Genomic DNA, 23176 nt, shown 5'->3' with positions numbered 1-23176 from the left:
TCCGTCGCTTTCAGCACCAGTTGACCGTGAGGCCCCCATGCCGTCTTTGCTTGATCTTCATCCCATCTCCCGCCGTTCCTTCCTCAGCGGCGTCGCCGCTTCGGCAGCCCTTGTCACGCTCCACCCCTTCGCCGCCCGCGCGAATGGCAACCAGGCGCATCTGAGGTTGATGGAAACCACCGACATCCACGTCAATGTGATGCCGTACGACTATTATGCCGACAAGCCGAACGACACGATGGGGCTGGCGCGCACGGCGAGCCTGATCGACGCGATCCGTGCCGAGGCAGGCAATTCGATGCTGATCGACAATGGCGACTTCCTGCAGGGCAATCCGATGGGCGACTACATGGCCTATCAGAAGGGCATGAAGCCGGGCGACGTACACCCGGTGATCAAGGCGATGAACGTGCTCGGCTATGATTGCGGCACGCTCGGCAATCACGAGTTCAACTATGGCCTGGACTTCATGTTCAACACGCTGGCCGGCGCTCAGTTTCCCTTCGTCTGCGCCAACCTGACCAAGGGCCAGCTCGCCTCCGACCCCAAGCAGGACCCGCTCTACTTCAAGCCCTACCACATCATCGAAAAGCAGATCCGCGACGGTTCGGGTGCCACGAGCCCTGTTAAGGTCGGCTTCATCGGCTTCGTGCCGCCGCAGATCATGCTCTGGGACGCGAAGAACCTCGAGGGCAAGGCGATGACGCGCGACATCCTCCAGGCGGCGCGCGCCTGGGTGCCGCAGATGAAGGAAGACGGCGCCGATATCGTGATTGCGCTTTCCCATTCCGGCATCGACGGACACGGCGAGAGCGAAGGCATGGAAAACGCCTCGCTCTATCTCGCCGGCGTCGAAGGCATCGACGCGATCTTCACCGGCCACCAGCATCTTGTCTTTCCCGGCCCGAAGGATTTCGAGGACGTTCCCGGTGCGGATGCCGTCAAGGGCACGCTGCTCGGCAAACCCGCCGTCATGGCCGGCTTCTGGGGCTCGCATATGGGCCTGATCGATCTGCTCCTCGAAAAGGACGGCTCAAGCTGGAAAATCGTCGACTTCACCTGTGAGGCGCGGCCGATCTACCACCGCGACGACAACCGCAAGATCGTCGCCGACACCAAGGACAAGCCCGAAGTCGTCTCATCGGTCGCGACCGAGCACCAGGCGACGCTCGACTATGTGCGCACGCCCGTCGGCAAGAGTTCGGCGCCGCTCTACTCCTATTTCGCTCTGGTGGCCGATGATCCCTCGATCCAGATCGTGTCCATCGCCCAGTCCTGGTACATCAAGCAAATGCTGAAGGATGGGCCGCACAAGGACCTGCCCGTCCTGTCTGCCGCCGCACCGTTCAAGGCTGGCGGTCGTGGCGGCGCGGACTATTTCACCGACGTGCCGGCCGGCGATATCGCGATCAAGAATGTCGCCGATCTCTATCTCTATCCGAACACCATCCAGGCAGTCGCGATCACCGGCGAGCAGGTGAAGAACTGGCTCGAAATGTCGGCCGGAATCTTCAACCAGATCGAGAAGGGCGCGAAGGACGCTCCCCTGATCAATCCGGACTTCCCGTCCTACAACTACGATGTCATCGACGGCGTGACCTATCAGATCGACCTCACCAGGCCCGCCCGCTACGACAAGGACGGCGTTGTCGTGCATCCGGAATCGAGCCGCATTGTCAACCTGCAGTTCGAGGGCAAGCCAATCGATCCGGGCCAGAGTTTTGCGGTCGCGACGAACAACTACCGCGCCGGGGGCGGCGGAAAATTCCCGGAGATCGCCTCCGACAAGGTGATCTTCGTCGGCCCCGACACCAACCGCGACATCATCGTGCGCTACATCGTCGACCAGGGCACCATCAATCCGTCGGCCGACGGCAACTGGTCCTTCGCCCCGATCGGCGACACCACCGTCACCTTCGAGACCGGGCCGAAAGCGCGCGACTTCCTCGCCGACTTCAAGGGCGCTGAAATCGAAGATGCCGGCGACGGTGCGGATGGTTTTGCCAAGTTCCGCCTGACGATCTGATCAGGGGCGGAGACATAAAAGCGAGGAGTCGATTCAAGCAGTTGAATCGATTCCTTAAACTGCTTTCGCAAGCAGCGGCGTCGCTTCGGCGGGGCAGTTCGACAGCTGCTCCTCGAAGGCCCGGATCAGCCAGGTGCCGGCCGGCCCGGGCGGATTGTCCGTCCGCCTGATGGCATAGAGATTGTAGGAGCCCTGCTCATAGGCCGGCAGGTCGAGATGCACGATCCGACCCTTCGCCATGTCCTCGCGGATGATTGAGGCGGGCAGTCCGCCCCAGCCGAGGCCGCCACGGATCAGCTGGTGCTTGGTTGCCATGTCGCTCACCCGCCAGGTCTTGAAGGACAAGACGTTGAAATCCCGGCCCGAGGTCAGATCGGAGGCGTCGCTCACGACGATCTGCGTCTCCTCGCGGACATCCTGCAGCGACAGCGTGCCCCGGCGCTGCGCCAAGGGATGGTCGGCTGCGGCTGCCGGCAGCAGGAAATTGTGGCCGATGCGGTCGACGATCAAGGTATCGTCCTGACGGGTCGGCGCGCCGCCGATGCCGATCGTTGCCCTGCCGCTCATGACGAGCTCGACCAGCCGGCCGAGTTCGCCCACTTCCAGCCGCAGCAAAACCGAGGGGAACTGCCGCTGAAACTCCCGCAGGACCGCCAGCAAAACTCCGGTCGGCACAAGTACGCTGATGGCGATCGACAGCTCGGCCTCCAGCCCCTGATGCATGCTGCGGACCTTGGCTCGCATCACCTGCAGGTCGCCGACGATGCGGCGGGCATCGGTCAGCATCGCCCGGCCCTCCTCGGTCAGCCGCGGCTGGCGCGTGCCGGTCCGTTCAAAAAGTGAGACGCCGAGCTGGCTTTCAAGATTGCCGATCGTATAGCTCACCACCGACTGGGCCCGGTTCAGCTGCCGGGCCGCAGCAGAAAAGCTGCCCGCATCGGCAACGGCGAGAAAGACCTGCAGCTGGTCGAGGGTCGGGTTGGCATCCATCGCGCTTGGGCATCCATCCAGTTATTCGATATGATCAATCTAGATTATCACAGTTTTACTGATGCGTGCTCGGGCATAGATGCATGGCAGGCCTGCTCCCAAGGGCCCTCCAACATCCGAGGTACTGCACATGTCTTCCATCCTTCTCGTCACCTCCAGCCCGCGCGGCTCCGAATCCCTCTCCAACGCGATCGCGACCGACCTCGCCGAGAAGTTCGCCGGTGAAACCGGCACGCTGGTCCGCCGTGACCTCGTCGAAACCCAGCTCGACCATGTCGACGGCACCTTCACCGCTGCCATTCGCAAGCCGGCTGACGCCCGTACCGCCGAAGAGGCCGAGGCTGTCGCCCTCTCCGACAAGCTCGTCGCAGAACTGATGGCCGCCGACACGATCGTCATCGGCACCGGCCTCATCAACTTCAACATCTATTCGTCGCTCAAGAGCTGGATCGACCACATTGCCCGCGCCGGCCTCACCTTCAGCTACACCGAGAACGGCCCGGTCGGTCTCGCGAAGGGCAAGAAGGCCTATCTCGTGCTCGCCGCCGGCGGCATCTACTCCTCCGGCCCTGGCGCGCCGATGAACCATGCCGAGCCCTACCTGAAGACGGTTCTCGGCTTCATGGGCATCGAGCTGGTCGAGACGGTCTATGTCGAAGGCGTCGCCTATGGTCCGGAAGCCGCCGAAAAGGCCGTTGCTTCGGCCAAGGCCAAAGTCGAAGAACTGGCCCGCGCCGCCTGATCCTATCAATCGCGTGCGGCCTCATGGCCGCCGCGTCCCTGATGCAGACGGCAAGGACCTTCAGTTGCCGTTTGCCGCGAGTGCAAGCGCTGTCTCGTTCCCCGCCCGGGACAGTCGCTTGCCGCGATGCGCCGAAAGCCGCGCCACTCTCTTCAACTCTGCCGCCACTGTCGGACTGATCTCCGCATCGACCTGCGCCACCGGTTGCGGCCGTCCGAGGAGATAGCCCTGGAGCTCATCGCAGCCCGCGGCACTCAGATAGCCCGCCTGCTCCACCGTTTCCACACCTTCCGCCACGACCCGCATACCAAGCCCGCTGCCGAGATCGATGATCGTGCGCACGATGGCATCTGCTGTCTCTTCCGTTCCCAGCGCCGAAACGAAGCTGCGATCGATCTTGATGACGTCGAAGGGATAGCGGCTGAGATAGCTGAGCGAAGAATATCCCGTCCCGAAGTCGTCGAGTGCGATCCTCAGACCCAGCGTCTTCAGATGCCCGAGAATGAGGCGCGCCCGCTGATCGTCATCGATCAGGACGCTTTCCGTGATCTCGAGTTCCAGCTGATGCGGCGAGACCTCCGCCATGCTCAGGATCGATTCGATCCTGTCGAGGAACTGCGGGTGGCGGAACTGGACCGGCGAGACATTGACGCTGATATGCAGGTTGTCAGGGAAACCGGCCGCCAGGCGGCAGGCCTCCGTCAGGACCCATTCGCCAAGCTCGATGATCTTGCCCGAGACTTCGGCCACGGGAATGAAGTCACCGGGCTGCACCATGCCGCGATCCGGATGCTTCCATCGGACCAAGGCCTCATAACCGACGATCGCCCCATCGAGCGCACCGACGCGCGGCTGCAGATAGAGCTCGAATTCGCCCCGCTCCAGCCCCCGCTCGATATCGGCCTCCAGCGCCCGCCGCTTCTCGATCAGTTCGTCCATGCCCTTGCGGTAGGCGCGGAACGTGTTCCGGCCAGACTTCTTGGCGTGGTAGAGCGCGACATCGGCGCGGCCGATCAACTCGTCCAGCTCGCTTGCATGTTCGGGGCAAAGCGCGCCACCGAGGCTGATGCCACAGCGGATGCGCTCGCCCTGCCCCGTATCGAAGGGCTTGCGGAAGGCTTCGATCAGACGGCGGCTGACATCCTCGATCTGCGCCTCGAAATGGCAATTGCCAAGGATGACTGCGAATTCGTCGCCGCCAAGGCGGGCGGCCATGTCCGACGGGCCGATGATCTCCGTCAACCGCCGTGCCGTCTCGCGGATCACCTCGTCGCCGGCCGGGTGGCCGTAGAGGTCATTGACGTCCTTGAAGTGATCGAGGTCGACGAGCAGGATACCGCAACCCCAGCCGTCATTCGCCTGTTCGACATGGGCGGCCAGGGTTTCGGTGAACAGGGCCCGGTTGGCGAGGCCGGTCAGCGGGTCGTGCTGTGCCAGGTGGCGCATCCGGCTTTCGACCGCCTTGCGCTCGCGCAGGTCGACGAGGCAGCTGATGCGGATGTGGCGGCCGCGATACTCGATGTTGCGGCCCCGGGCCTCCACGGGGATCGCGGTTCCGTCTGCCCTCACGATGTGGAATTCGCGGGAGACATCCGGCGTGGGATTTGGATCGTCGATGCGAAGCCGGCGACCGGTGTCGTCGACGAGGTCGAGGATGGAGGTGCCGACCAGCTCCTTCACCGTGCGCCCCGTCAGCACCTCGAACTGCTCGTTGCCGTCGATGATCACGGCATCCTCGTGCATCACGATCGCCTCGAAGGTGGCATTGGCGAGCGCCGTCACGCGCTCGGCCTCCTCCTGATCACGCACCTGCGCCTCCAGCTCGCTGCGGCTGCGCTCCTGTTGCTGGATATTGTCCATCAGGCTGTTGAAGAGCCGGGTGAGCTTCTCCGCCTCGTCGCCCGGGTCGACTGCCAGACGATCCCCGAGATCGGCCTTGCCCGAGACGAGCTTTGAAAGCGCGTCCTCGACATGGCCAACCCCGAGCCGTGTCCCATGTTCGGCGACGTTGAGACCGATATCCTCGTCTTCGGCCGAGACGCGGATCGGCACCAGCTTCTTCAGCGTCCAGAAGAAGGCGTAGCCCAGCCCGAAGGCCCAGTAGAAATTGAGCGCCGAGCCGAAGATCTGGATATAGAGCTGATCGAAGCGGCTTCCGGCCGGCAGGCGCTCGACCGGCGCCAGCAGTGCCAGGGCCACGGTGCCGGCGACGCCGGCAAAGGCATGCACGCCGACGGCGCCCACCGCATCGTCCACCTTCAGCTTCTGCTCGACATACTGGTTGCCATAAAGCGCGACGATCGAGCCGAGCGCGCCGATCAAGAGCGCACCGCCGGGATCGAGCACATGACAGCCGGCGGTTACAGCAACGAGCGCGCCGAGCATGCCGCTCAGCGCCTTTTCCGGCAGCACGACGCCATCCTGCTTGGCCCCGATGACATAGCCCACGCAGGTGCCCATGCCACCTGCCAGCACCGTGTTGAGGATGATCGGCGCAACATCGGCATTGGCGGCGAGCGTGGAGCCGCCGTTGAAACCGATCCAGCCGAAGAAGAGAATGAGCCCCCCGGTCGTGGAGAGCACCGGATTGTTGCCGGCGATGCGGACGGGCCGCCCTTCGGCATCAAAACGCCCTCGCCGTGCGCCGATCACCAGGCAGGCGGCCAGCGCCACCCAGCCGCCGGTGGCATGCACCACGGTCGAGCCGGCGAAATCGACAAAGCCGAGATTGGCGAGGAAAGCGCCGGAGTTCGGGCCGATTGCCGTGCCCCAGGTCCAGTGTACGAAGATCGGATAGATCAGGGTCGAGAGGATGATCGATCCCAGCACATAGGCCGACAGAGTCATGCGTTCGGCAATGGCGCCGGAGACGATGGTGGCCGCCGTGCCGCAGAACATCACCTGGAAGACGAAGAAGCCGGCAAGCCAGCTGTCGAGGTCATGCAACAGGAAGAAATCCGCATCGAGCCCGATCGGCAGGACGCCCGAGCTTCCGAAGGCCAGCATGAAGCCGATGACGGCAAAGCCGACGACGCCGAAGACGAAGTCCAGGAGGTTCTTCTGCGCGACATTGATCGAGTTTTTCGAGCGCACCATGCCGGCTTCGAGAAGCAGGAAACCGACCTGCATCATCATCACCATGCCGCCCGCGGCCATCAGCCAGGCGAGATCGGCCGAGGCCTTGGCGGCCGTGATGGCGGCTGCGGTGTCACCGGCTGCGGCAGAGGGGCTTGCCGCCACCAGGGCAGCGCCCGAAACCAGCAAGCCAAGACGGGGGGACAGGCGGGAGCAAAACGCAATAATCACTTGAAAAACCCGAGCAATATCTCGGATTGAGTGTTGCGCTGCATCATTAACATTCAGTGACCGCGAAGAAACTATTCTTCGCGGTAAGTCACTGCACACTCACACGATGCGTGTCTCTTCGCCATCGCCGAACAGGGCGGGCCCGTTCTGATCGATGATCTGCTGCGCCTTGCGGAAGGTGCAGTCGAGCGCATCGTCAAGCGAGGTGAAGACGTCGGCGCGAATGAACTTCCGCTCCAGGACACGGTCATCCACCGTCTTCACGATGCGGCCTGCCAACCGGTACTGGCTGCCTTCGCGCATCGGTTCGGCATGAATGACGCAGTCCTTGTAGGTCTGCGGCTCGGCCATCGGCTTGGCAGCGGCCTCGGACGAGGAGCCGCCGGTGAACATCGAGAGAATGCTGGACAGGATCGACATGCATCTCCCGTAACACAGCTGACAACGGCGAGGAAGAGCAGCGCGCGCGGCTTTCCGTCTCCGACGGTCATGCTAAGGTCGGCCGCGGTCGGGAGGGACCACGGGGAGAACGGGGATGCGGCGCATCATGGGACTTATGCTTGCAGTGATCGCAGTTGTCATCGCGACCCTCGCGGTGATTCACCGGCTGCCGCCGAATCTCGAACTGGAGCGCGAGGCGCGGCTTGGCGCCGACACCACGCCCCAGGCTCTCGACACTCTGATTGCCGCAGAAGAAGCCAAGTTCGGCCCCATCCGAAAGGGGCTCGGCAAGCAGATCGTCTGGGCGGACCCAACCGAGCCTCAGAAAACGCCTGTCGCAGTGATCTACGTTCATGGCTTCTCCGCCTCGCCGGCCGAAATTCGCCCCCTGCCGGATCTCGTTGCCAAGGCCCTTGGCGCCAACCTCTTTTTCACCCGGCTTGCCGGTCACGGGCTTGAAGATGCCGATGCGATGGGGCGCGCCACGATCGAGGACTGGGCGGGTGATATCGGCGAAGCGCTTTCCATCGGCAGGCTGCTCGGCGACAAGGTGGTGGTCATCTCGACATCGACAGGCGCCTCGCTGGTCACCTGGGCACTCGCCCGGCCGCGGCTTGCCGAAAACGTGGCGGCGTCGGTCTTCCTGTCGCCCAATTACGGCGTCCAGGCTTCAGGCAGCTTTCTCTTGACCGGCCCCTTCGGCGCGCAGCTTGCGCGGCTGCTGCTGGGCGAAAGGCGCGGCTTCGAGCCGATCAGCCCGCTCAATGCGCACAACTGGACGACCGATTACCCGGTCAGCGCCCTGATCCCCATGGCGCAGTCCGTCCGCCTTGCCACGCATACCCCGGTGGAAAACATCAACATCCCTGCCCTCTTCATCCAGTCGGCGGACGACAAGGTGGTGAGGCCGGACCGCACTGCCGCCGTCTCCGCGCGCTGGGGCGGGCCGCACCGGCTGGTCGATCCCGGGCCGACCGGTGACGCCAATAATCATGTCATTGCCGGCGACACCTATTCGCCTCAGACCACCCAACCGATTGCGCAGACCATAATCGGCTGGCTCGGCGAACAGGGCATCAGATGATCAGATTGGCGAGGATCTCGTTTTCCGTGATGTCCTCGAAGCCGAGGCCGGCCTGATCGAAGCGGTCGAAGAGCTCGGCGAAGTTCTCGCGCTTGCCCGTCTCGATGCCGATCAGGATCGAGCCGAAATTGCGGGCCGACTTCTTGAGGTATTCGAAGCGGGCGATGTCATCCTCGGGGCCGAGCAGGTTGAGGAAGTCGCGGAGCGCGCCGGGGCGCTGCGGCAGGCGCAGGATGAAGTATTTCTTCAGGCCCGCATAGCGCATGGCCCGTTCCTTGACGTCGGGCAGGCGCTCGAAGTCGAAATTGCCGCCGGAGACGACGGCGACGATCGTGCGGCCGCTCAGGGCGACGCGCGGCAGAAGATCGAGCGCTGCCAGCGCCAAGGCACCCGCCGGCTCGAGCACCACGCCCTCGACATTCAGCATGTCGGTCATGGTCACGCAGATCGCGTTCTCCGGGACGATCAGAACCTGATCCGGACGGAAGGTCTTCAGCGCCTCGAAATTATAGTCGCCGATGCGGGCGACGGCGGCACCATCGACGAAATTGTCGACCTTGGGCAGCGTCACCACCTTGCCGGCTTCCAGGCTCTTCTTCAGGCTCGGGGCACCTGCCGGTTCGCAGAAGATCATCGCCTCCGTAGAGACGCGACCCGCCATGTAGCCGGTCATGCCGGAGGACAGTCCGCCCCCGCCGACCGGCATCACGACGAGATCCGGCGTCACGCCGTCCGGCAATTGCTGCAGGATCTCGGCTGCCACCGTCGCCTGGCCTTCGATGATATCGGGGTGGTCGAAGGGCGGCACCATATAGCCGCCGATCGCCTCGACATGCTCGCGCGCGGCGGCATAGCACTGGTCGAAGATATCGCCGACCAGCCGGATCGTGATGAATTCGCCGCCAAAGATGCGGGTCTTGTCGATCTTCTGCTGCGGTGTGGTCACCGGCATGAAGACCACGCCCTGAACGCCGAAATGGCGGCAGACATAGGCAAAGCCCTGGGCGTGATTGCCGGCAGACGCGCAGACGAAGGTGGTACCGGAGGGGCTGTCGGCGACGATCTTGCGGAAGAAGTTGAAGGCACCGCGGATCTTGTAGGACCGGACGGGCGTCAGATCCTCGCGCTTCAGATAGACATTGGCGCCATAGCGGGCGCTCAAATGTTCATTGAGCTGCAGCGGTGTTTCCGGAAAGAGGCCACGCATCGCCTCCAGCGCTTCATCGACTTGACTGGGGCTCACGTCGCCCTCCGTTGAATTTTTAAACGAGCCCCGCTATGGCATAGACATCGGGCAGAGACAAAGCCTCTTTGCGTTGCAACAGACGGAAGTCATTCCTTGAATACCAATCTGCTCCGCTCCGTCGTTTATATCGCCGCGCTTTGCGGTCTCTATCTCTCTACTGCCATGCTCATCCCGGCCATGGTCGACCTTTATTATGGCGATCCGCATTGGTCGGTCTTCACCGTAGCCGCCGCCATGGTCGGCGGTCTGTCGATCACGGCTGCCATGGCAACGCGTGGACCGCCGCCGGCCTTTTCCAAACGCATGGGCTTCCTGCTCGTCAACGTGCTCTGGGCTGTCTTCTCGCTCGTCGGGGCCATCCCGCTCTTCTTCTCCGAACTCGACCTGACCTTTGCCCAGGCGCTGTTCGAATCGGTCTCCGCGATCACCACGACCGGCTCGACCGTGCTCGTGGGGCTCGACGACATGGCTCCGGGGCTTCTCGTCTGGCGCTCGCTGCTGCAGTGGCTCGGCGGTATCGGGATCGTGGCGCTCGGCCTCTTCGTCCTGCCCTTCCTCCGGGTTGGCGGCGTCTCCTTCTTCAAGATGGAATCGTCCGACATCGGCGACAAGCCGTTCGCCCGCATCGCCACCTTCACCCGCGCCTTCGTTGCCATCTATGTCGCGATCACCCTCATCTGCATGATCGCCTATGACGTGTTCGGCATGAGCCATTTCGATGCGCTCAACCACGCGCTGACGACCATCGCGACGGGCGGCTTCTCGACCCATGATGCGTCGTTCGCCTATTTCGACAGCTATGCGCTGCGCTGGATCGCAACCTTCTTCATGACGGTCTGCAGCCTGCCCTTCTCGATCCTGATCGTCTTCTTCATCAAGGGCCGGCTCGATGCGCTGCGCGACCCGCAGATCCTCGTCTTCCTCGGCTATCTCGCCGCCTTTGCGATTGCGGCAGCCCTCTACAACCATCTGCGCAACGGCGTGGACCTGCCGCTTGCGCTGTCGCATTCCTTCTTCAATTTCTCGTCGATCCTGTCGACCACGGGTTATGCCAGCGAGGACTACACGCTCTGGGGGCCGTTTGCCGTCGCTGCGGCCTATTTCGCCACCTTCATGGGCGGCTGCTCGGGCTCGACCGCCGGCGGCATCAAGGCCTATCGCTTCGTCATCCTGTTCAACATCATCGTCACGGGCCTTAAGAAGCTGATCTATCCGAATGCCGTCTATTCCGTGCGCTACGGAAACCAGATCGTTGACGCCGACACGCAGCGCGCCGTCTTCCTGTTCTTCAGCGCCTATATCTTCATCTGGGTGATCGGCAGCCTTGCCATGGCGCTGGCCGGCTATGACTTCGCCACGGCCTCCTCGGCGGTCATCACGGCGCTGTCGAACGTCGGCCCTGGCATCGGATCGCTGATCGGCCCGGCCGGCAATTTCTCGATGATGCAGGATCCGGAACTCTACGTCCTGTCGCTTGCCATGCTGCTCGGCCGTCTCGAAGTCCTGACCGTCATGGTACTGCTCGTGCCGATGTTCTGGCGCTCGTGATATCAGGCCAACGTGATGGCGCGGGCTGCCTCGGCGCTTGACGCGCTCAGGCCCTTTTTCCCACACTCCCGCTCACGACCAAGCGGGAGAATCACGTGACCATCACCTCCGCCGGCTGTTGCCGCCCCCTCGCCGCCGCCTTCGTCAGCGCTCTTGTCACGGTGGCTCCCCTTACGGTAGCGCCGGCCATGGCCGGCCCGCTGCTCGATGCCGCGATCGAGGCCGAACGGCTCGCCGCCCAGAACGACGCCCGCGGCGCCTTCGAGGCAATCCGCTCCGGCCTTGCGGCCTTCAGCCAGACCCTGCCGCTCACCGTGCCGCGGGCGCTCTTCGTCACGGAAGTGCCGAGCGCCTATCGCGCCTATGAGGCCAAGGCCGAACCGGTCTTCATGACCGGCGAGAAGCTCATCACCTATGTCGAGGTGACCGGGCTGAAATGGCAGCCGGCACCGGACAACCAGCGCCAGTCGCATTTCACCGTCGATCTCGAGCTCACCGATGACGAGGGCAAGACGCTGGCGCTGCAGAAGGAATTCGGCAATTTCACCTTCACCGCCCATTCGGATGCTGTCGAGGTCTACACCCACCTCACCCTCGATGTGGCAGGTGCCAAGCCCGGCGGCTATGTGCTGCGTTATACGGTGAACGACGTGATCGCCGAGCGCTCGACGCCCTTCGAGCTGCCCTTTACCCTGAAGGACAAGAGCTGAACGCCCGCTTCGGGCGCCCAGCGTTTCCCTTCAATTGGCCATGGTGGAGCGGTGCGCCCAACCGGTCATGCGCCTTTCGAGCCAGGCCATCAGCGCATACATGGCGATGCCCTCGACGGCGAGCGCCAGCAGCCCGGCAAAGACCAGCGGAACGTTGAACTGGCTCTGGGCCGAGCTCATCATGTTGCCGAGGCCGTAATTCGAGGCCACCGTCTCGGAGACCACCGAACCGACAAAGGCGAGCGTGATCGCGATCTTCAGCGAGCCGAAGAAGTAGGGCATCGAGCGCGGGATCCCGACCTTCAGCATGATGTCGAGCTTTTTGGCGCCCAGCGCCCGCAGCACGTCCTCCGTCTCCGGCTCGATCGTCGCCAGCCCCGTCGCGACATTGACGACGATCGGAAAGAAGGAAATCAGGAAGGCCGTCAGCACCGCCGGCACCGTGCCGATGCCGAACCAGATGACGAGGATCGGCACCAGCGCCACCTTGGGGATGGCGTTGAAGCCGATCATCAGGGGGTAGAGCCCGGCATAGATGGTCTTCGACCAACCGATGAAGAGGCCGAGCGCCAACCCGGCGACCACCGCGATCAAAAAACCGAGCGTCGTCGTATAGAGCGTCTGCAGCGAATTCTTCCAGATCGGCGACCAGTATTGCACCACCGCCTCGAAGACCCTCGAGGGAGCCGGCAGGATGGTCGGCGGCATGTCAAGCGCGATAACCGTCAGTTCCCAGACGGCAAAGAGCGCCAGCGTGTAGAGGAAGGGTGCCGCCCGCACCCAGTTGATGCGCTGCGCCAGGGGCTTCACCACAGGCCGGGTCGGCGCCGTCTCGATCGTGACACTCATGCCGCCACCCTCGCCTTTGCGATTTCGCCATGCAGCACATGCACCATGTCGTTGAACTCCGTCTGATACATCAGCTCCAGATCCCGCGGCCGCGCGAAGGGCACGGCGTGTTCCTTCACCACCTTGCCCGGTCGCGCACTCATCACGAAGATCCGGTCTGCGAGGAAGACGGCCTCGCGCAGGTCGTGGGTGACAAGAACGATGGTCACGCCTTGCGCCGCATGCAGGTCGCGGATGACGCACCAGAGCTCCTCGCGGGTAAAGGCATCAAGCGCGCCGAAGGGCTCGTCGAGCATAAGGAGTTCCGGCTCGTGGATCAGCGCCCGGCAGAGATTGGCGCGCTGCTGCATGCCGCCCGACAGCTGCCAGGGGAATTTAGAGCCGACGCCCTTCAGACCGACGATCTCCAGCAGGTTCTCGGCCTTTTCGACATATTCCCGTTTGTTCGCCCGCAGCCGATGGCGGTGCTTCTCGACGATCTCGAGCGGCAGGAGAATGTTTTCGAGCGTCGTGCGCCAAGGCAGCATGGTCGGATTCTGGAAAGCCATGCCGACGATCGACACGGGCTTGGTCACCTGCTGGCCAGCGACGATGACGACGCCCGACTGCGGAATATGCAGCCCCGTCACGAGCTTCATCAGGGTCGACTTGCCACAGCCTGAAGGACCGACCACGGCGGCAAACTCGCCCTTGTTGACCCGCATGGTGAGGCCCGACACGGCCAGCGTGCCATCCGCGCCGCCATAGCGCATGTCGACATTGTCGATGGAAACGAGGTGAGACATCAAGGGCTCCGGTCAAAAGGGGATTTCCCAACCTCCCCTTGAGGGGGAGGTCGCTGCGAAGCAGCGGGTGGGGTGATCTGGCGAAAGGGTCACCCCACCCCGAACCTGCGGTTCGACCCTCCCCCTCAAGGGGAGGGTGTTACCATCAAGGCAACATCCGCTCTTCCTTGGCCGGCAGGAAGCTCGCGTCGAAGACCTGCTCGGCTTTCACATTGCCCTTCAGGCCCATCGAGACCTTCAGCGTCTCGATCGAGGCGGAGAGCCTGGTCATGTCGACACTGCCCATGCCGTTTTCGACGACATAGGGCGTCTTGATGTTCATGGCGTTGGCCATATCAAGACGTTCCTTCTCGATGTCGGCGTTCAGCGTCTCGTTGCGCTTGAGGACGGCGGCCACACCCTCTTCTGGATTGGCGACCGCATCGGCAAAGCCCTTGGCCAGCGCCTTCAGAAAGCCCTTGACGGCCTCCGGATTCTCGGCGGCAAAATCGGAATTCACCAGCACGCTGTTGCCGTAGAGGTTCAGACCATTGTCGGCCATCAGGATGGTGGCGATATCGTCTGCCGGGATCCCTTGCGCCTTGAGGTTTAGGATGACGGAGAAGGCAAAGCCGAAGACGGCGTCGACGTCGCCCTTGGCGAGCATCGGCTCACGCACGGGAAAGCCGATGCTTTCGATGGTGATGCCGCTGTCGTCGATGCCGGCGACCTGCTTGAAGGCCGGCCACTGGGCAAAGGCGCCATCCGGTGGCGGCGCGCCGAGCTTCTTGCCTTCGAGCGACTTCGGATCCTCGGTCACGCCGAGCGACTTGCGGCCGACGACCGAGAAGACCGGCTTGTCATAGACCATCATCACGGCCTTGACCTTCTGACTGGGGTCTTCATCGAGGAACTTGATCACCGAATTGATGTCGCCGAAGCCCATCTGATAGGCGCCGGTTGCCACGCGCGGGATCGCCTCGACCGAGCCATTGCCCGAATCGATCGTCACATCCAGCCCTTCCGCGGCGAAATACCCCTTGTCCAGCGCCAGCAGAAAACCGGCCGCCGGCCCCTCGAACTTCCAGTCGAGCGTGAACTTGATTTCGGTTTCCGCATGCGCCTGCCCGACCGGCAACGTCACACCGGCGAGCAGGCCCGCCGCAACAACGGCCGCCGAAAAGAGACGTCTTGAGATCATGGATTTTGCTCCCCTTGTTTTTTGATGGGCGCATCAAAGCAGGAAACAAGGAGCCCGCAAAGCGGAAAATGCTCAAACTTTCGTCAATATTGGATCTGCACAAATTTGGCGCATCAGGCAACGCTGGCGTACATCCGGAGTGACCGGTATATGCTAGGAACTTTGCTAAGGGGCACGGGAGCAGTCGCAATGCGTTCAGGTCTACTGTGTGTAATTGTCATCTACTTAGCGTGTTTCGCTTTTCTTGACGCCGAACAAAGAATTAGATGGCTTGGGATCGCGCTCCAACTCGGAGGTTTTTGGATTACATACAGCGGATTAAACGCTAGATCGCGCCTGTTCTCCGAACCCGATCTGATGAGCGCCACGATTTCGGCTATCCAATTCCACTGGTCGAGACTGAAGCGTCGCTTCTCCCATCAAACTGACGGCTCAGTCGACACTGCGCTTGGGGCAATTTCTATATCATCGCAATCTCAGGTCTCAGTCTCGACAGTCATTTCTCGTGCGAACGACACGACCCTGGATGAAAGGGTTACTGCATCAGAGAAGGAACTGAAGCGCTTAGAAACACAGATTAACTCTCAAGCCGAATTAATTGCAGCGCAATTTTCAGGTGTTCGCGCCGAAAATCAAAGTGATCGGCTACATCTCACTCAAGAAATCGCTGATATCAAAGATATTCAAACAAGAAGTCTTGCCAAAGGCATTCCCTCTGAGAAGGCCGGCGTCGCGCTGTTTACCGTTGGGCTCGTTCTGTCTTCTGCATCACAAGACGTACTCGCACTCATATCTTTCAATTAGGAAGGCATGGTGCGGACGGCGGGGATCGAACCCGCATGACCTAAGGCCGAGAGATTTTAAGTCTCTTGCGTCTACCAGTTTCGCCACGTCCGCGCGGGCCCTGTTTCGGTCAGTTCGGCGGATGCGTCAAGGGTGGCGGTGCGATGCTGCGCCCTGCCCCGTGTCATCGGTCACTCAACTTCCCAGCGCATCGAGGAATTCGACGCCAAGTTCGCGTTCCTTGCGCCATTTGACCGCGCAGTCATGTGTCGTGCCGTCCTCGAAGCGGAGGCGGAACTCTTGGGGAATGTCGACGGTCGATTCGAAGGTCACCTTGGCTCCAACAGGCGAGAGATTGCGAATCATGCAGTCGAAGGTCGAATGGCCGCCCGGGAGGATGGCGCGACCGGCTTTCAGGGCCCTCAGGCGTGGCTGGCGGCGGCGTTCTGGCTGGGTCATGGCTGATGTCCAAATATGCTATGCATTACAACCATGATGATGCATCAGGCCGCCTAACCCACCCTTTCGATGATCGGCAGCATTTTAACGATCGCGCCAGCTTACAGCGTCCGAGACAGAAAAGGCGGAGCCGAGGGCCCCGCCTTTCTTGATCATTCATCGTCTGACGATCAGACGAGCTTGGCAGCCAGCTTTGCCACATGGGCGCCCTGGTAGCGGGCGGCTTCCAGTTCGATGTCCGAAGGCTGGCGCGAGCCGTCGCCGTCGGTGATCGTGGACGCGCCGTAGGGCGAGCCGCCCTTGACCTGCTCGACGCCCATCTGACCCTGGAAGGCATAGGGCAGGCCGGCATAGACCATGCCGTGATGCAGGAAGGTCGGGATGAAGCCCATGATGGTGGTTTCCTGGCCGCCGTGCTGGGTTGCGGTCGAGGTGAACATCGAGCCGAGCTTGCCGGTCAGCTTGCCCTGCGCCCAGAGGCCGCCGGTCTGGTCCCAGAAATTGCGCATCTGGGATGCGACCGTGCCGTAACGGGTGCCGGCGCCGACGATGATGGCGTCATACTGGTCGAGTTCGTTCGGGTCGGCGATCGGGGCCTGCTGGTCCATCTTGTAGTAGGAAGCCTTGGCGACCTCTTCCGGAACCAGTTCCGGAACGCGCTTGACGGTCACGTCCGCGCCGGCCGACTTTGCACCTTCGGCAACGGCATAGGCCATCGTTTCGATGTGGCCATATGCCGAGTAATAGAGAACCAGTACCTTCGCCATGTCGTATCTCCCTTGAAACATGCGGCCCCGCCGCGCTGATGGATGTGCGAGATGTAGCGCATTCCGGCGATCCGACCAGTCACGCGCGAGGGAACGCAGTGTTCAATCATTCACCGCCTTTACTTCTCTTCCCGGACACAAAACGGTAACGTCTTTCAGCCCCGCCTGCCTCATCCCATAGGACGACATCCATGACTTCGACGATCAAGACCGCCGCCATGCTCGCCATCGGCGACGAACTCCTGTCCGGCCGCACCAAGGACAAGAATATCGGCCATCTCGCCGATCTCCTGACGGTCGCCGGCATCGATCTGAAGGAAGTACGCATCGTCGCGGACGAGGAGGACGCGATCGTCGAGGCGCTGAATGCGCTCCGGTCGAAATACACCTATGTCTTCACCTCCGGCGGCATCGGCCCGACGCATGACGACATCACGGCCGATGCCGTGTCGAAAGCCTTCGGCGTGCCCTGCCTGCACGACCAGGATGCGATGAAGCTGCTCGGCGACATGTATGCGGGCCGCGGGCTCGAATTCACCGAGGCCCGCCAGCGCATGGCGCGCATGCCGGAGGGGAGCCGCCACATTCCGAACCCGGTCTCGACGGCGCCCGGCTTCATCATCGGCAATGTGTATGTCATGGCCGGCGTGCCGCAGGTCTTCCAGGCGATGATGGCGCATGTCATCGAGACCCTGCCGGCCGGCCAGCGGGTGCTGTCGCGCTCCGTTGCCTGTCCCTTCGGCGAAGGCGATATCGGAACGGCGCTCGGCGCGATCCAGAAGGCGCATCCGGAGACCTCGATCGGCTCCTATCCGCATTTCGACGGCATCCGATTCTCTACCGAGCTGATCGTCAGGGCGCGCGACCAGGCGGTCGTCGACGCGGCAGCGGCCGATGTCGAGGCGATGATCGCTGCGCTGCGGTCGGAAAAGGATGCCGCGGCCAAGCGCGATCTCGGCACCGGCGAGGTCGCTTAGGTCCTCTTCCCAAGGCCCTGCCGCCTTGACCGAGGTCAAGGCGGAACATCGTAATGGAACCCATAGTTATCTCATGCGGACGATGGATAAGGGCCGCAAGAGGAGACGACCATGGGCTACCGCACACTTCTTGCCATATTGGACACACCGAAAACCACGAAGCAGGTGACGGATTTTACCGTTGCCATCGCCAACCAGTTTCAGGCGCATGTGATCGGGGCCCATGCCGAGGCCGTGGCCATGGTGCCGCTGGTCGCGCCCATGGAGATCCCGGATCCCGCCACCGTTCAGGCGCTGCAGGAGATGGCGCATCAGGAAACCGAGGGCGTGGAAAAGATCTACCGCGAGATCGGCAGCCGAGAGGGCCTGTCCCATGAATGGCGCAGCTTCGTCACCTCCTCGGGTTTCAACTCCGCCGCATTGATCGACAGCGCCCGCAGCGTCGATCTCGTCATTGCCGCCCAGGGCGAGGCGGGCATGCTGTCGGAAACCCGATCGGAGCTCGAAAGCTTCCTGTTCGAGAGCGGACGTCCGGTGCTGCTCATCCCGCATATCCTGAAGGAGCCGAAACCGATCCGCCGGGTGCTGGTTGCCTGGAACGGCTCGCGCGAGGCGGCCCGCGCCACCTTCGACGCCCTGCCCTTCCTCAAGGCCGCCGAGGTGGTCGAGATCTTCACGGTCGATGCGTCCGACAGCGCGAACCAGACCGGCGCCATGGCCGGCGCCGAGATTGCCGCGTCGCTTGCGCGTCACGGGGTCAATGTCACGCTGACCGCGTCGGAAAAATCCGGGCTCGATCCGGCGATCGCCATCGAGAACCGGCTGTCGGACAGCTCCATCGACCTCTTGGTCATGGGGGCCTATGGCAACAAGCGCTGGTGGGAAATGCTGTTCGGCGGCGTCACCCGCACGGTGCTCGATTCGATGACGGCGCTGACGCTTCTGTCCCGCTGATGACGGGGCCTGTTGGCGAGGGAACACGGGCCTTGCCAGAGGCTTCAGATTCCCGCTAATAGCAACGGCCAAAGACTGGAACCCTTCAAGGGCGAGCTTCGCGCGGTATCAGCCGCGCGAAACGCGTTTCGGGGCCCGCGCATCGTGGCCCGCTTGGAAGGATCCGGTTGACGGCGCCGCAGTCCGGCGCGGATCCCATCATCCAGCCAGCGGAGCCCGCATCTCATGTCTCTTCCCGATAAAGCCTTCCCCGTTTCCTGGGACCAGTTCCACCGTGACGCGCGCGCGCTTGCCTGGCGGCTCGCCGGCCTCGGCCAGGAGTTCCGCGCCATCGTCTGCATCACCCGTGGCGGCCTCGTGCCGGCCGCGATCATCTCGCGCGAGCTCAACATCCGCCTCATCGAAACGGTCTGCGTCGCCTCCTACCATGACTATGTCAACCAGGGCGAAATGAACCTCCTGAAGGGCATCACGCCGGAACTGACGGTCAATGGCGGCGAAGGCGTACTGGTGATCGACGACCTCACCGACACCGGCAAGACGGCGCTCGAAGTGCGCGAGATGATGCCCAAGGCGCATTTCGCCTGCGTCTACGCCAAGCCGAAGGGCGTGCCGACCATCGACACCTTCGTCACCGAAGTCTCCCAGGACACCTGGATCTATTTCCCCTGGGACATGGGCTTCACCTATCAGGAGCCGATCGCCAAGGGCTCCAAGGGCTGACACGCAAAGCAAGAGCGACCTTTAAGACCCGCCTTCTCCGAAGGCGGGTTTTTCTTTGGCCTCCCTTCCGGTTTGCCGATCCCCCTCCTCGCGCGACCGCCCGATCCCGGTTTCGCCGTCAGTCTTTTCCAGCGAACGGAACAAAAGAGCCCCTCGCCCGTATGGCTCTTGTGTTCCACCCCAAACGGTAGAGATCGACTGATGGCCACCCTCCACTCTCCGCCCACGGCATCGAACGCCTATCCGCTTTCGGCGCTCTTCGTCCCCTTTCCCTTCGTCAGCTTCACACTGGCCCTGATCACCGACATCCTCTACTGGCGCACCTCGCACCTGATGTGGAGCAATTTTTCCGACTGGCTCTTGTTCTTCGGCCTCGTCTTCGGGGCGCTCTCCATCATCGCCGGGCTGATCGATCTTGCCCGTCCCGCGACCCGCACGCTTCGCCCCAGCTGGCCGGCGGTCATCGCCTATTTCGCGGTGCTGGTGCTTGCCATTCTCAACAGCTTCATTCACGCCGGCGATGGCTGGACGGCGATTGTGCCCTACGGCCTCCTCGTATCGGCCGTCACCGTGATTGCCATGATTGCCTGCGTCTATCTCACCGCCGAACAGCGTAGCGCCGATGCCTGGAGGACCCCATGAACCGCTCAGAAATCACCCTGCGCCGCGTCGCGCTCGCCTCCACCGCCCTTCTGGCGCTCACCCTTGCCGGCTGCAGCGATGACAATGGCGATTTCGACGTCTCAAGCCAGATCGGCCCCGATCCCGTTCTGCCCGAACCCAGCCAGTCGCTCGTGCCCGACCTGAAGGTCGCCGAGGTTGTCGGCTGGGGTGCGGACGAGACGCCCGACGTCATCGACGGCTTCACCATCTCCGCCTATGCCCGCGATCTCGCCAACCCGCGCACCGTGCACACGCTGCCCAACGGCGACGTGCTCGTCGTGCAGAGCAAGGCACCGCCCGGCAAGCCGGTCGAGCGTCCGAAGGACGTCATCCGCGGCTTCATCATGTCGATCGCTTCGGGTGGCGGCGGCGGGGATAAGTTGACCAACCTCATCACGCTGCTGCGCGACACCGATCGCGACGGGACCGTCGATGAACGCCATGACCTCCTGACCGACCTCAACTCGCCCTTCGGCCTCGCCTTCGTCGACGACACGCTGTACGTCGCCGCGGCCGATGCGGTGCTCGCCTATGACTATCAGCTCGGCCAGAACGAGATCACCACGGCGCCGCGCGTGCTGACCCCCTTGCCGGGTGGTCCGATCAACCACCACTGGACGAAGGATCTGGCGCTCAGCCCCGACGGCCGCTTCCTCTATGCCTCGGTCGGCTCCAACTCCAATGCCGGCGAACGCGGGCTCGAAGCCGAAAAGGGCCGCGCCGCCATCTGGCAGATCGACCGGGAAACCGGTGCCTCCCGCGTCTATGCGTCGGGCCTTCGCAACCCGAATGGTCTCGCCTTCAACCCGGACAGCGGCGCGCTCTGGACCGTCGTCAACGAGCGCGACGAGCTCGGCCCCAATCTGGTGCCGGATTACATGACCTCGGTTCAGGACGGCGCCTTCTATGGCTGGCCCTGGAGCTACTATGGCCAGCATGTCGATCCGCGCCTGCATCCGCCGCGGCCCGACATGGTTGAGCAGGCGATCAAGCCGGATTATGCGCTGTCCAGCCATGTGGCGGCGCTCGGCCTTGCCTTCTCCATGGGCATGGCTATGCCGGCCGAGTATGAAAACGGTGCCTTTGTCGGCAATCGCGGCAGCTGGAACCGAGACCACTTCAACGGCTACAAGGTGCTTTACGTGCCCTTCGAAAACGGCATGCCGTCGGGTCAAGCCCGAGACGTGGTGACCGGCTTCCTCAATCCCGATGAAGAAGCCCGTGGCCGCCCCGTCGGTCTCGGTTTCGACGGAACTGGGGCGCTTCTGATCGCAGACGATGCGGGCAACACCGTCTGGCGCGTCGCCGCCACTGGTGCGGCACCGCTCGCAGAGCCGATCGGGACCGACGAAATGCCGGCAGGTTCGCCTGCGGCCGCGGCCAATTCGACGGCCGAGCAGGCGACGGAAACCCAGCCCGGAGGCACCATCCAGCCCGCTGCGCCCGTCGATCCGGGTGTCGCACCGGTCGAAGATCCGGCCGCGGCTCCGACGCCGGCTACCCCGGTCGATCCGGGCAATGGCACGCTGGCACCACCGTCGGTCAACCCGCCGCAGACGGATGTCCCGGCCACGGGTCCGGAAGGTGCGGTCCAGGATGCCGGCCCACCGCCCGCGCCCGCGCAGCCTTAAGGGCTATTCGCAGCTCGCCATTCGAAGAAAGCCCCCCGCCAGCGGCGGAGGGCCTCCTCATTTGGGTCTGTCGTTCTTTTCTCTCGGGGCCTGCTTCATGTCAGCACGGTGGAGCCGTGAATCTGCGGATTAACGAGCCGGTAGCCCGTCAGCGGCAGTCGTCGAAATACCGCAGCGTATCTAGTAAGCCGACTACCAAAGGTCTATCCGAGTACAGACAACGTCGACGAGCTCTCCTTCGTTGATATCGGCAGGAATGTCACATTCTAGCTTCATTCGAATATCTCCGACAGTGATTATACCTTCGGCACGGTCTCGAACAACCACCGTCATTTCGTGTTTAAGGCTACCCACAATTCTTCGGATGCTCTCTGTTTCGTTTGCAGATCTACCGAAAAATTGGCAATCGTATATGTGCAAATCATCAGATATTATTTCACCTATGAACTTTGAATAGGGATGGGAAAAAGCGGCAATCGTGAACTCGCCGCTCTTCAAGATCACTATTGCCTCATTGGATCCGGTTGGTTTCCATTCTTCTGAGATGATCTTCATTTAATCACTCGCACGCATGCCGCTATTTTGCCAATTTGCTGGCAGAAAATTAACCCAATGCCAGGCTGCATAAGAAGGCAGAAGAAATCTACAGCTGCATTGCTTTTCCGGCCAATCGGTTCAACAGACTCAACCAACGCAGCGGTCGAGCGCAAGCCTCAGGTTGGCACCGATCTCTTCGTGGCCGCTGTCCTTCGGAATGGTGACATAGTCCTTTTCACGCCGCAGCGTGCCCTCGAAGCCATCCCCTTGAACATCGCACTCTTGGTGCGAAATCGGTAGGTCTCCATGATGTCCTGAATCCAAGCGAGGTAACGCGCCTCGTGTTTTTGTTTGTCCCAGAGTTCCGGATCCTCTTCCCGCGAAACATGGCGACTTTTGTCAAGCGCCTCCACGACGGCTTCACCCAGCATCCGGTTTTCCACATCGGGCAAGAACCGCTTCTCACCGGCCCGGAAGTCACCGAGCAGGAGCCCATCTCCTGACATGGTTTCCACCGAAATGAGTTTCTTGTTTCTGTAAACTGAACAGGTGGGAATATGGACAATGTCGTTGGTCGGCTTGTCCCTGAACCTGCCGAACTTATGGAGGCATCGCCATAAATATTTCAAATCCCAGGGCATCGTTGCTCATTCGATGAAAGACAGAAAATCGTCTCGGCTCCATAGAACGCGCGAAAGTTGCTTGTCTACCCTGGAAGGCCTTTCGGTGGCCGATCAACCGGAACTTGAAACTCGGTCGATTGGGAATGATCCTA

21 protein-coding genes, 1 tRNA gene and 1 pseudogene are annotated in these 23176 nt (G+C 62.4%); 11 read left to right on the top strand and 12 right to left on the bottom strand.

What is annotated here, in order from left to right:
• Window positions 1-37 precede the first annotated feature (37 nt).
• Entirely contained in the window at window positions 38-2026 is a 1989-nt protein-coding gene (locus M1E12_RS06530) for a bifunctional 2',3'-cyclic-nucleotide 2'-phosphodiesterase/3'-nucleotidase (protein WP_479564119.1), read from the top strand.
• Between the two features lie 54 nt (window positions 2027-2080).
• Here the strand turns inward: M1E12_RS06530 and M1E12_RS06525 are convergent, their stop codons facing one another.
• On the bottom strand, window positions 2081-3016 hold the full coding sequence (locus M1E12_RS06525; RefSeq protein ID WP_479564118.1) for a LysR family transcriptional regulator: 936 nt from the start codon (window positions 3014-3016) through the stop codon (window positions 2081-2083).
• A gap of 130 nt (window positions 3017-3146) precedes the next feature.
• On the opposite strand from M1E12_RS06525, the gene M1E12_RS06520 reads away from it, so the two are divergent.
• Window positions 3147-3758: an FMN-dependent NADH-azoreductase gene (locus M1E12_RS06520; protein ID WP_479564117.1), complete on the top strand. Its 612-nt coding sequence runs from the start codon at window positions 3147-3149 to the stop codon at window positions 3756-3758.
• Between the two features lie 60 nt (window positions 3759-3818).
• Here the strand turns inward: M1E12_RS06520 and amt are convergent, their stop codons facing one another.
• Window positions 3819-7064 (bottom strand): ammonium transporter, encoded by a 3246-nt coding sequence (gene amt / locus M1E12_RS06515; RefSeq protein ID WP_479564116.1) that lies wholly within the window; start codon window positions 7062-7064, stop codon window positions 3819-3821.
• A 99-nt stretch (window positions 7065-7163) separates the two neighbouring features.
• A complete protein-coding gene (locus M1E12_RS06510) occupies window positions 7164-7484 on the bottom strand; it encodes an HlyU family transcriptional regulator (protein ID WP_479564115.1) in 321 nt (106 codons plus the stop codon).
• A gap of 115 nt (window positions 7485-7599) precedes the next feature.
• On the opposite strand from M1E12_RS06510, the gene M1E12_RS06505 reads away from it, so the two are divergent.
• On the top strand, window positions 7600-8589 hold the full coding sequence (locus M1E12_RS06505; protein ID WP_479564114.1) for an alpha/beta hydrolase: 990 nt from the start codon (window positions 7600-7602) through the stop codon (window positions 8587-8589).
• On the opposite strand, the gene ilvA is transcribed toward M1E12_RS06505, so the two are convergent.
• Window positions 8582-9796 (bottom strand): threonine ammonia-lyase, encoded by a 1215-nt coding sequence (ilvA, locus tag M1E12_RS06500; RefSeq protein WP_479564839.1) that lies wholly within the window; start codon window positions 9794-9796, stop codon window positions 8582-8584. The genes M1E12_RS06505 and ilvA overlap by 8 nt on opposite strands.
• Before the next feature lie 132 nt (window positions 9797-9928).
• On the opposite strand from ilvA, the gene M1E12_RS06495 reads away from it, so the two are divergent.
• Both M1E12_RS06495 and M1E12_RS06490 read left to right on the top strand, forming a co-directional pair.
• The gene (locus tag M1E12_RS06495; protein WP_479564113.1) at window positions 9929-11383 is read left to right on the top strand and encodes a TrkH family potassium uptake protein; all 1455 of its coding nucleotides are present in this window, start codon (window positions 9929-9931) and stop codon (window positions 11381-11383) included.
• Between the two features lie 95 nt (window positions 11384-11478).
• Complete coding sequence (locus M1E12_RS06490) at window positions 11479-12093, top strand: hypothetical protein (protein ID WP_479564112.1); 615 nt, start codon at window positions 11479-11481, stop codon at window positions 12091-12093.
• A 30-nt stretch (window positions 12094-12123) separates the two neighbouring features.
• Here the strand turns inward: M1E12_RS06490 and M1E12_RS06485 are convergent, their stop codons facing one another.
• The 3 genes from M1E12_RS06485 to M1E12_RS06475 form a co-directional block, all read right to left on the bottom strand.
• The gene (locus M1E12_RS06485; protein ID WP_479564111.1) at window positions 12124-12942 is read right to left on the bottom strand and encodes an ABC transporter permease; all 819 of its coding nucleotides are present in this window, start codon (window positions 12940-12942) and stop codon (window positions 12124-12126) included.
• The gene (locus M1E12_RS06480; RefSeq protein ID WP_479564110.1) at window positions 12939-13727 is read right to left on the bottom strand and encodes an ABC transporter ATP-binding protein; all 789 of its coding nucleotides are present in this window, start codon (window positions 13725-13727) and stop codon (window positions 12939-12941) included. The genes M1E12_RS06485 and M1E12_RS06480 overlap by 4 nt, the downstream gene beginning before the upstream one ends.
• Before the next feature lie 145 nt (window positions 13728-13872).
• Entirely contained in the window at window positions 13873-14907 is a 1035-nt protein-coding gene (locus M1E12_RS06475; protein WP_479564109.1) for an ABC transporter substrate-binding protein, read from the bottom strand.
• 357 nt (window positions 14908-15264) lie between these two features.
• Here M1E12_RS06475 and M1E12_RS06470 point away from each other — a divergent pair, with 357 nt between their 5' ends.
• Window positions 15265-15711: a hypothetical protein gene (locus M1E12_RS06470; protein WP_479564108.1), complete on the top strand. Its 447-nt coding sequence runs from the start codon at window positions 15265-15267 to the stop codon at window positions 15709-15711.
• 7 nt (window positions 15712-15718) lie between these two features.
• Here M1E12_RS06470 and M1E12_RS06465 read toward each other — a convergent pair.
• The 3 genes from M1E12_RS06465 to wrbA form a co-directional block, all read right to left on the bottom strand.
• A tRNA-Leu gene (locus M1E12_RS06465) sits at window positions 15719-15804 on the bottom strand.
• 81 nt (window positions 15805-15885) lie between these two features.
• Window positions 15886-16149, bottom strand: coding sequence for a PilZ domain-containing protein (locus M1E12_RS06460; protein ID WP_479564107.1), 264 nt, complete (start codon window positions 16147-16149; stop codon window positions 15886-15888).
• A gap of 170 nt (window positions 16150-16319) precedes the next feature.
• On the bottom strand, window positions 16320-16916 hold the full coding sequence (gene wrbA, locus M1E12_RS06455) for an NAD(P)H:quinone oxidoreductase type IV (RefSeq protein ID WP_113461766.1): 597 nt from the start codon (window positions 16914-16916) through the stop codon (window positions 16320-16322).
• Between the two features lie 191 nt (window positions 16917-17107).
• On the opposite strand from wrbA, the gene M1E12_RS06450 reads away from it, so the two are divergent.
• From M1E12_RS06450 to M1E12_RS06430, 5 genes are all read left to right on the top strand, one after another.
• The gene (locus tag M1E12_RS06450) at window positions 17108-17893 is read left to right on the top strand and encodes a competence/damage-inducible protein A (protein ID WP_479564106.1); all 786 of its coding nucleotides are present in this window, start codon (window positions 17108-17110) and stop codon (window positions 17891-17893) included.
• A gap of 111 nt (window positions 17894-18004) precedes the next feature.
• Entirely contained in the window at window positions 18005-18847 is an 843-nt protein-coding gene (locus tag M1E12_RS06445; protein ID WP_310238455.1) for a universal stress protein, read from the top strand.
• 225 nt (window positions 18848-19072) lie between these two features.
• Complete coding sequence (gpt, locus tag M1E12_RS06440) at window positions 19073-19570, top strand: xanthine phosphoribosyltransferase (protein ID WP_113461769.1); 498 nt, start codon at window positions 19073-19075, stop codon at window positions 19568-19570.
• Window positions 19571-19771: 201 nt separating this feature from the next.
• Window positions 19772-20212, top strand: coding sequence for a DUF2231 domain-containing protein (locus tag M1E12_RS06435; protein WP_479564105.1), 441 nt, complete (start codon window positions 19772-19774; stop codon window positions 20210-20212).
• Window positions 20209-21864, top strand: coding sequence for a PQQ-dependent sugar dehydrogenase (locus M1E12_RS06430; protein ID WP_479564104.1), 1656 nt, complete (start codon window positions 20209-20211; stop codon window positions 21862-21864). The genes M1E12_RS06435 and M1E12_RS06430 overlap by 4 nt, the downstream gene beginning before the upstream one ends.
• 192 nt (window positions 21865-22056) lie before the next feature.
• Here the strand turns inward: M1E12_RS06430 and M1E12_RS06425 are convergent, their stop codons facing one another.
• Together M1E12_RS06425 and M1E12_RS06420 are read right to left on the bottom strand one after the other, a co-directional pair.
• On the bottom strand, window positions 22057-22419 hold the full coding sequence (locus M1E12_RS06425; RefSeq protein ID WP_479564103.1) for a hypothetical protein: 363 nt from the start codon (window positions 22417-22419) through the stop codon (window positions 22057-22059).
• A 129-nt stretch (window positions 22420-22548) separates the two neighbouring features.
• A pseudogene (locus tag M1E12_RS06420) lies at window positions 22549-22907 on the bottom strand (contact-dependent growth inhibition system immunity protein).
• Window positions 22908-23176: the final 269 nt, after the last annotated feature.

Source organism: Rhizobium sp. K33, from assembly GCF_056501445.1.
The sequence above is the reverse complement of the archived record's forward strand: the minus strand, read 5'-3'. Positions and strand labels throughout refer to the sequence as shown.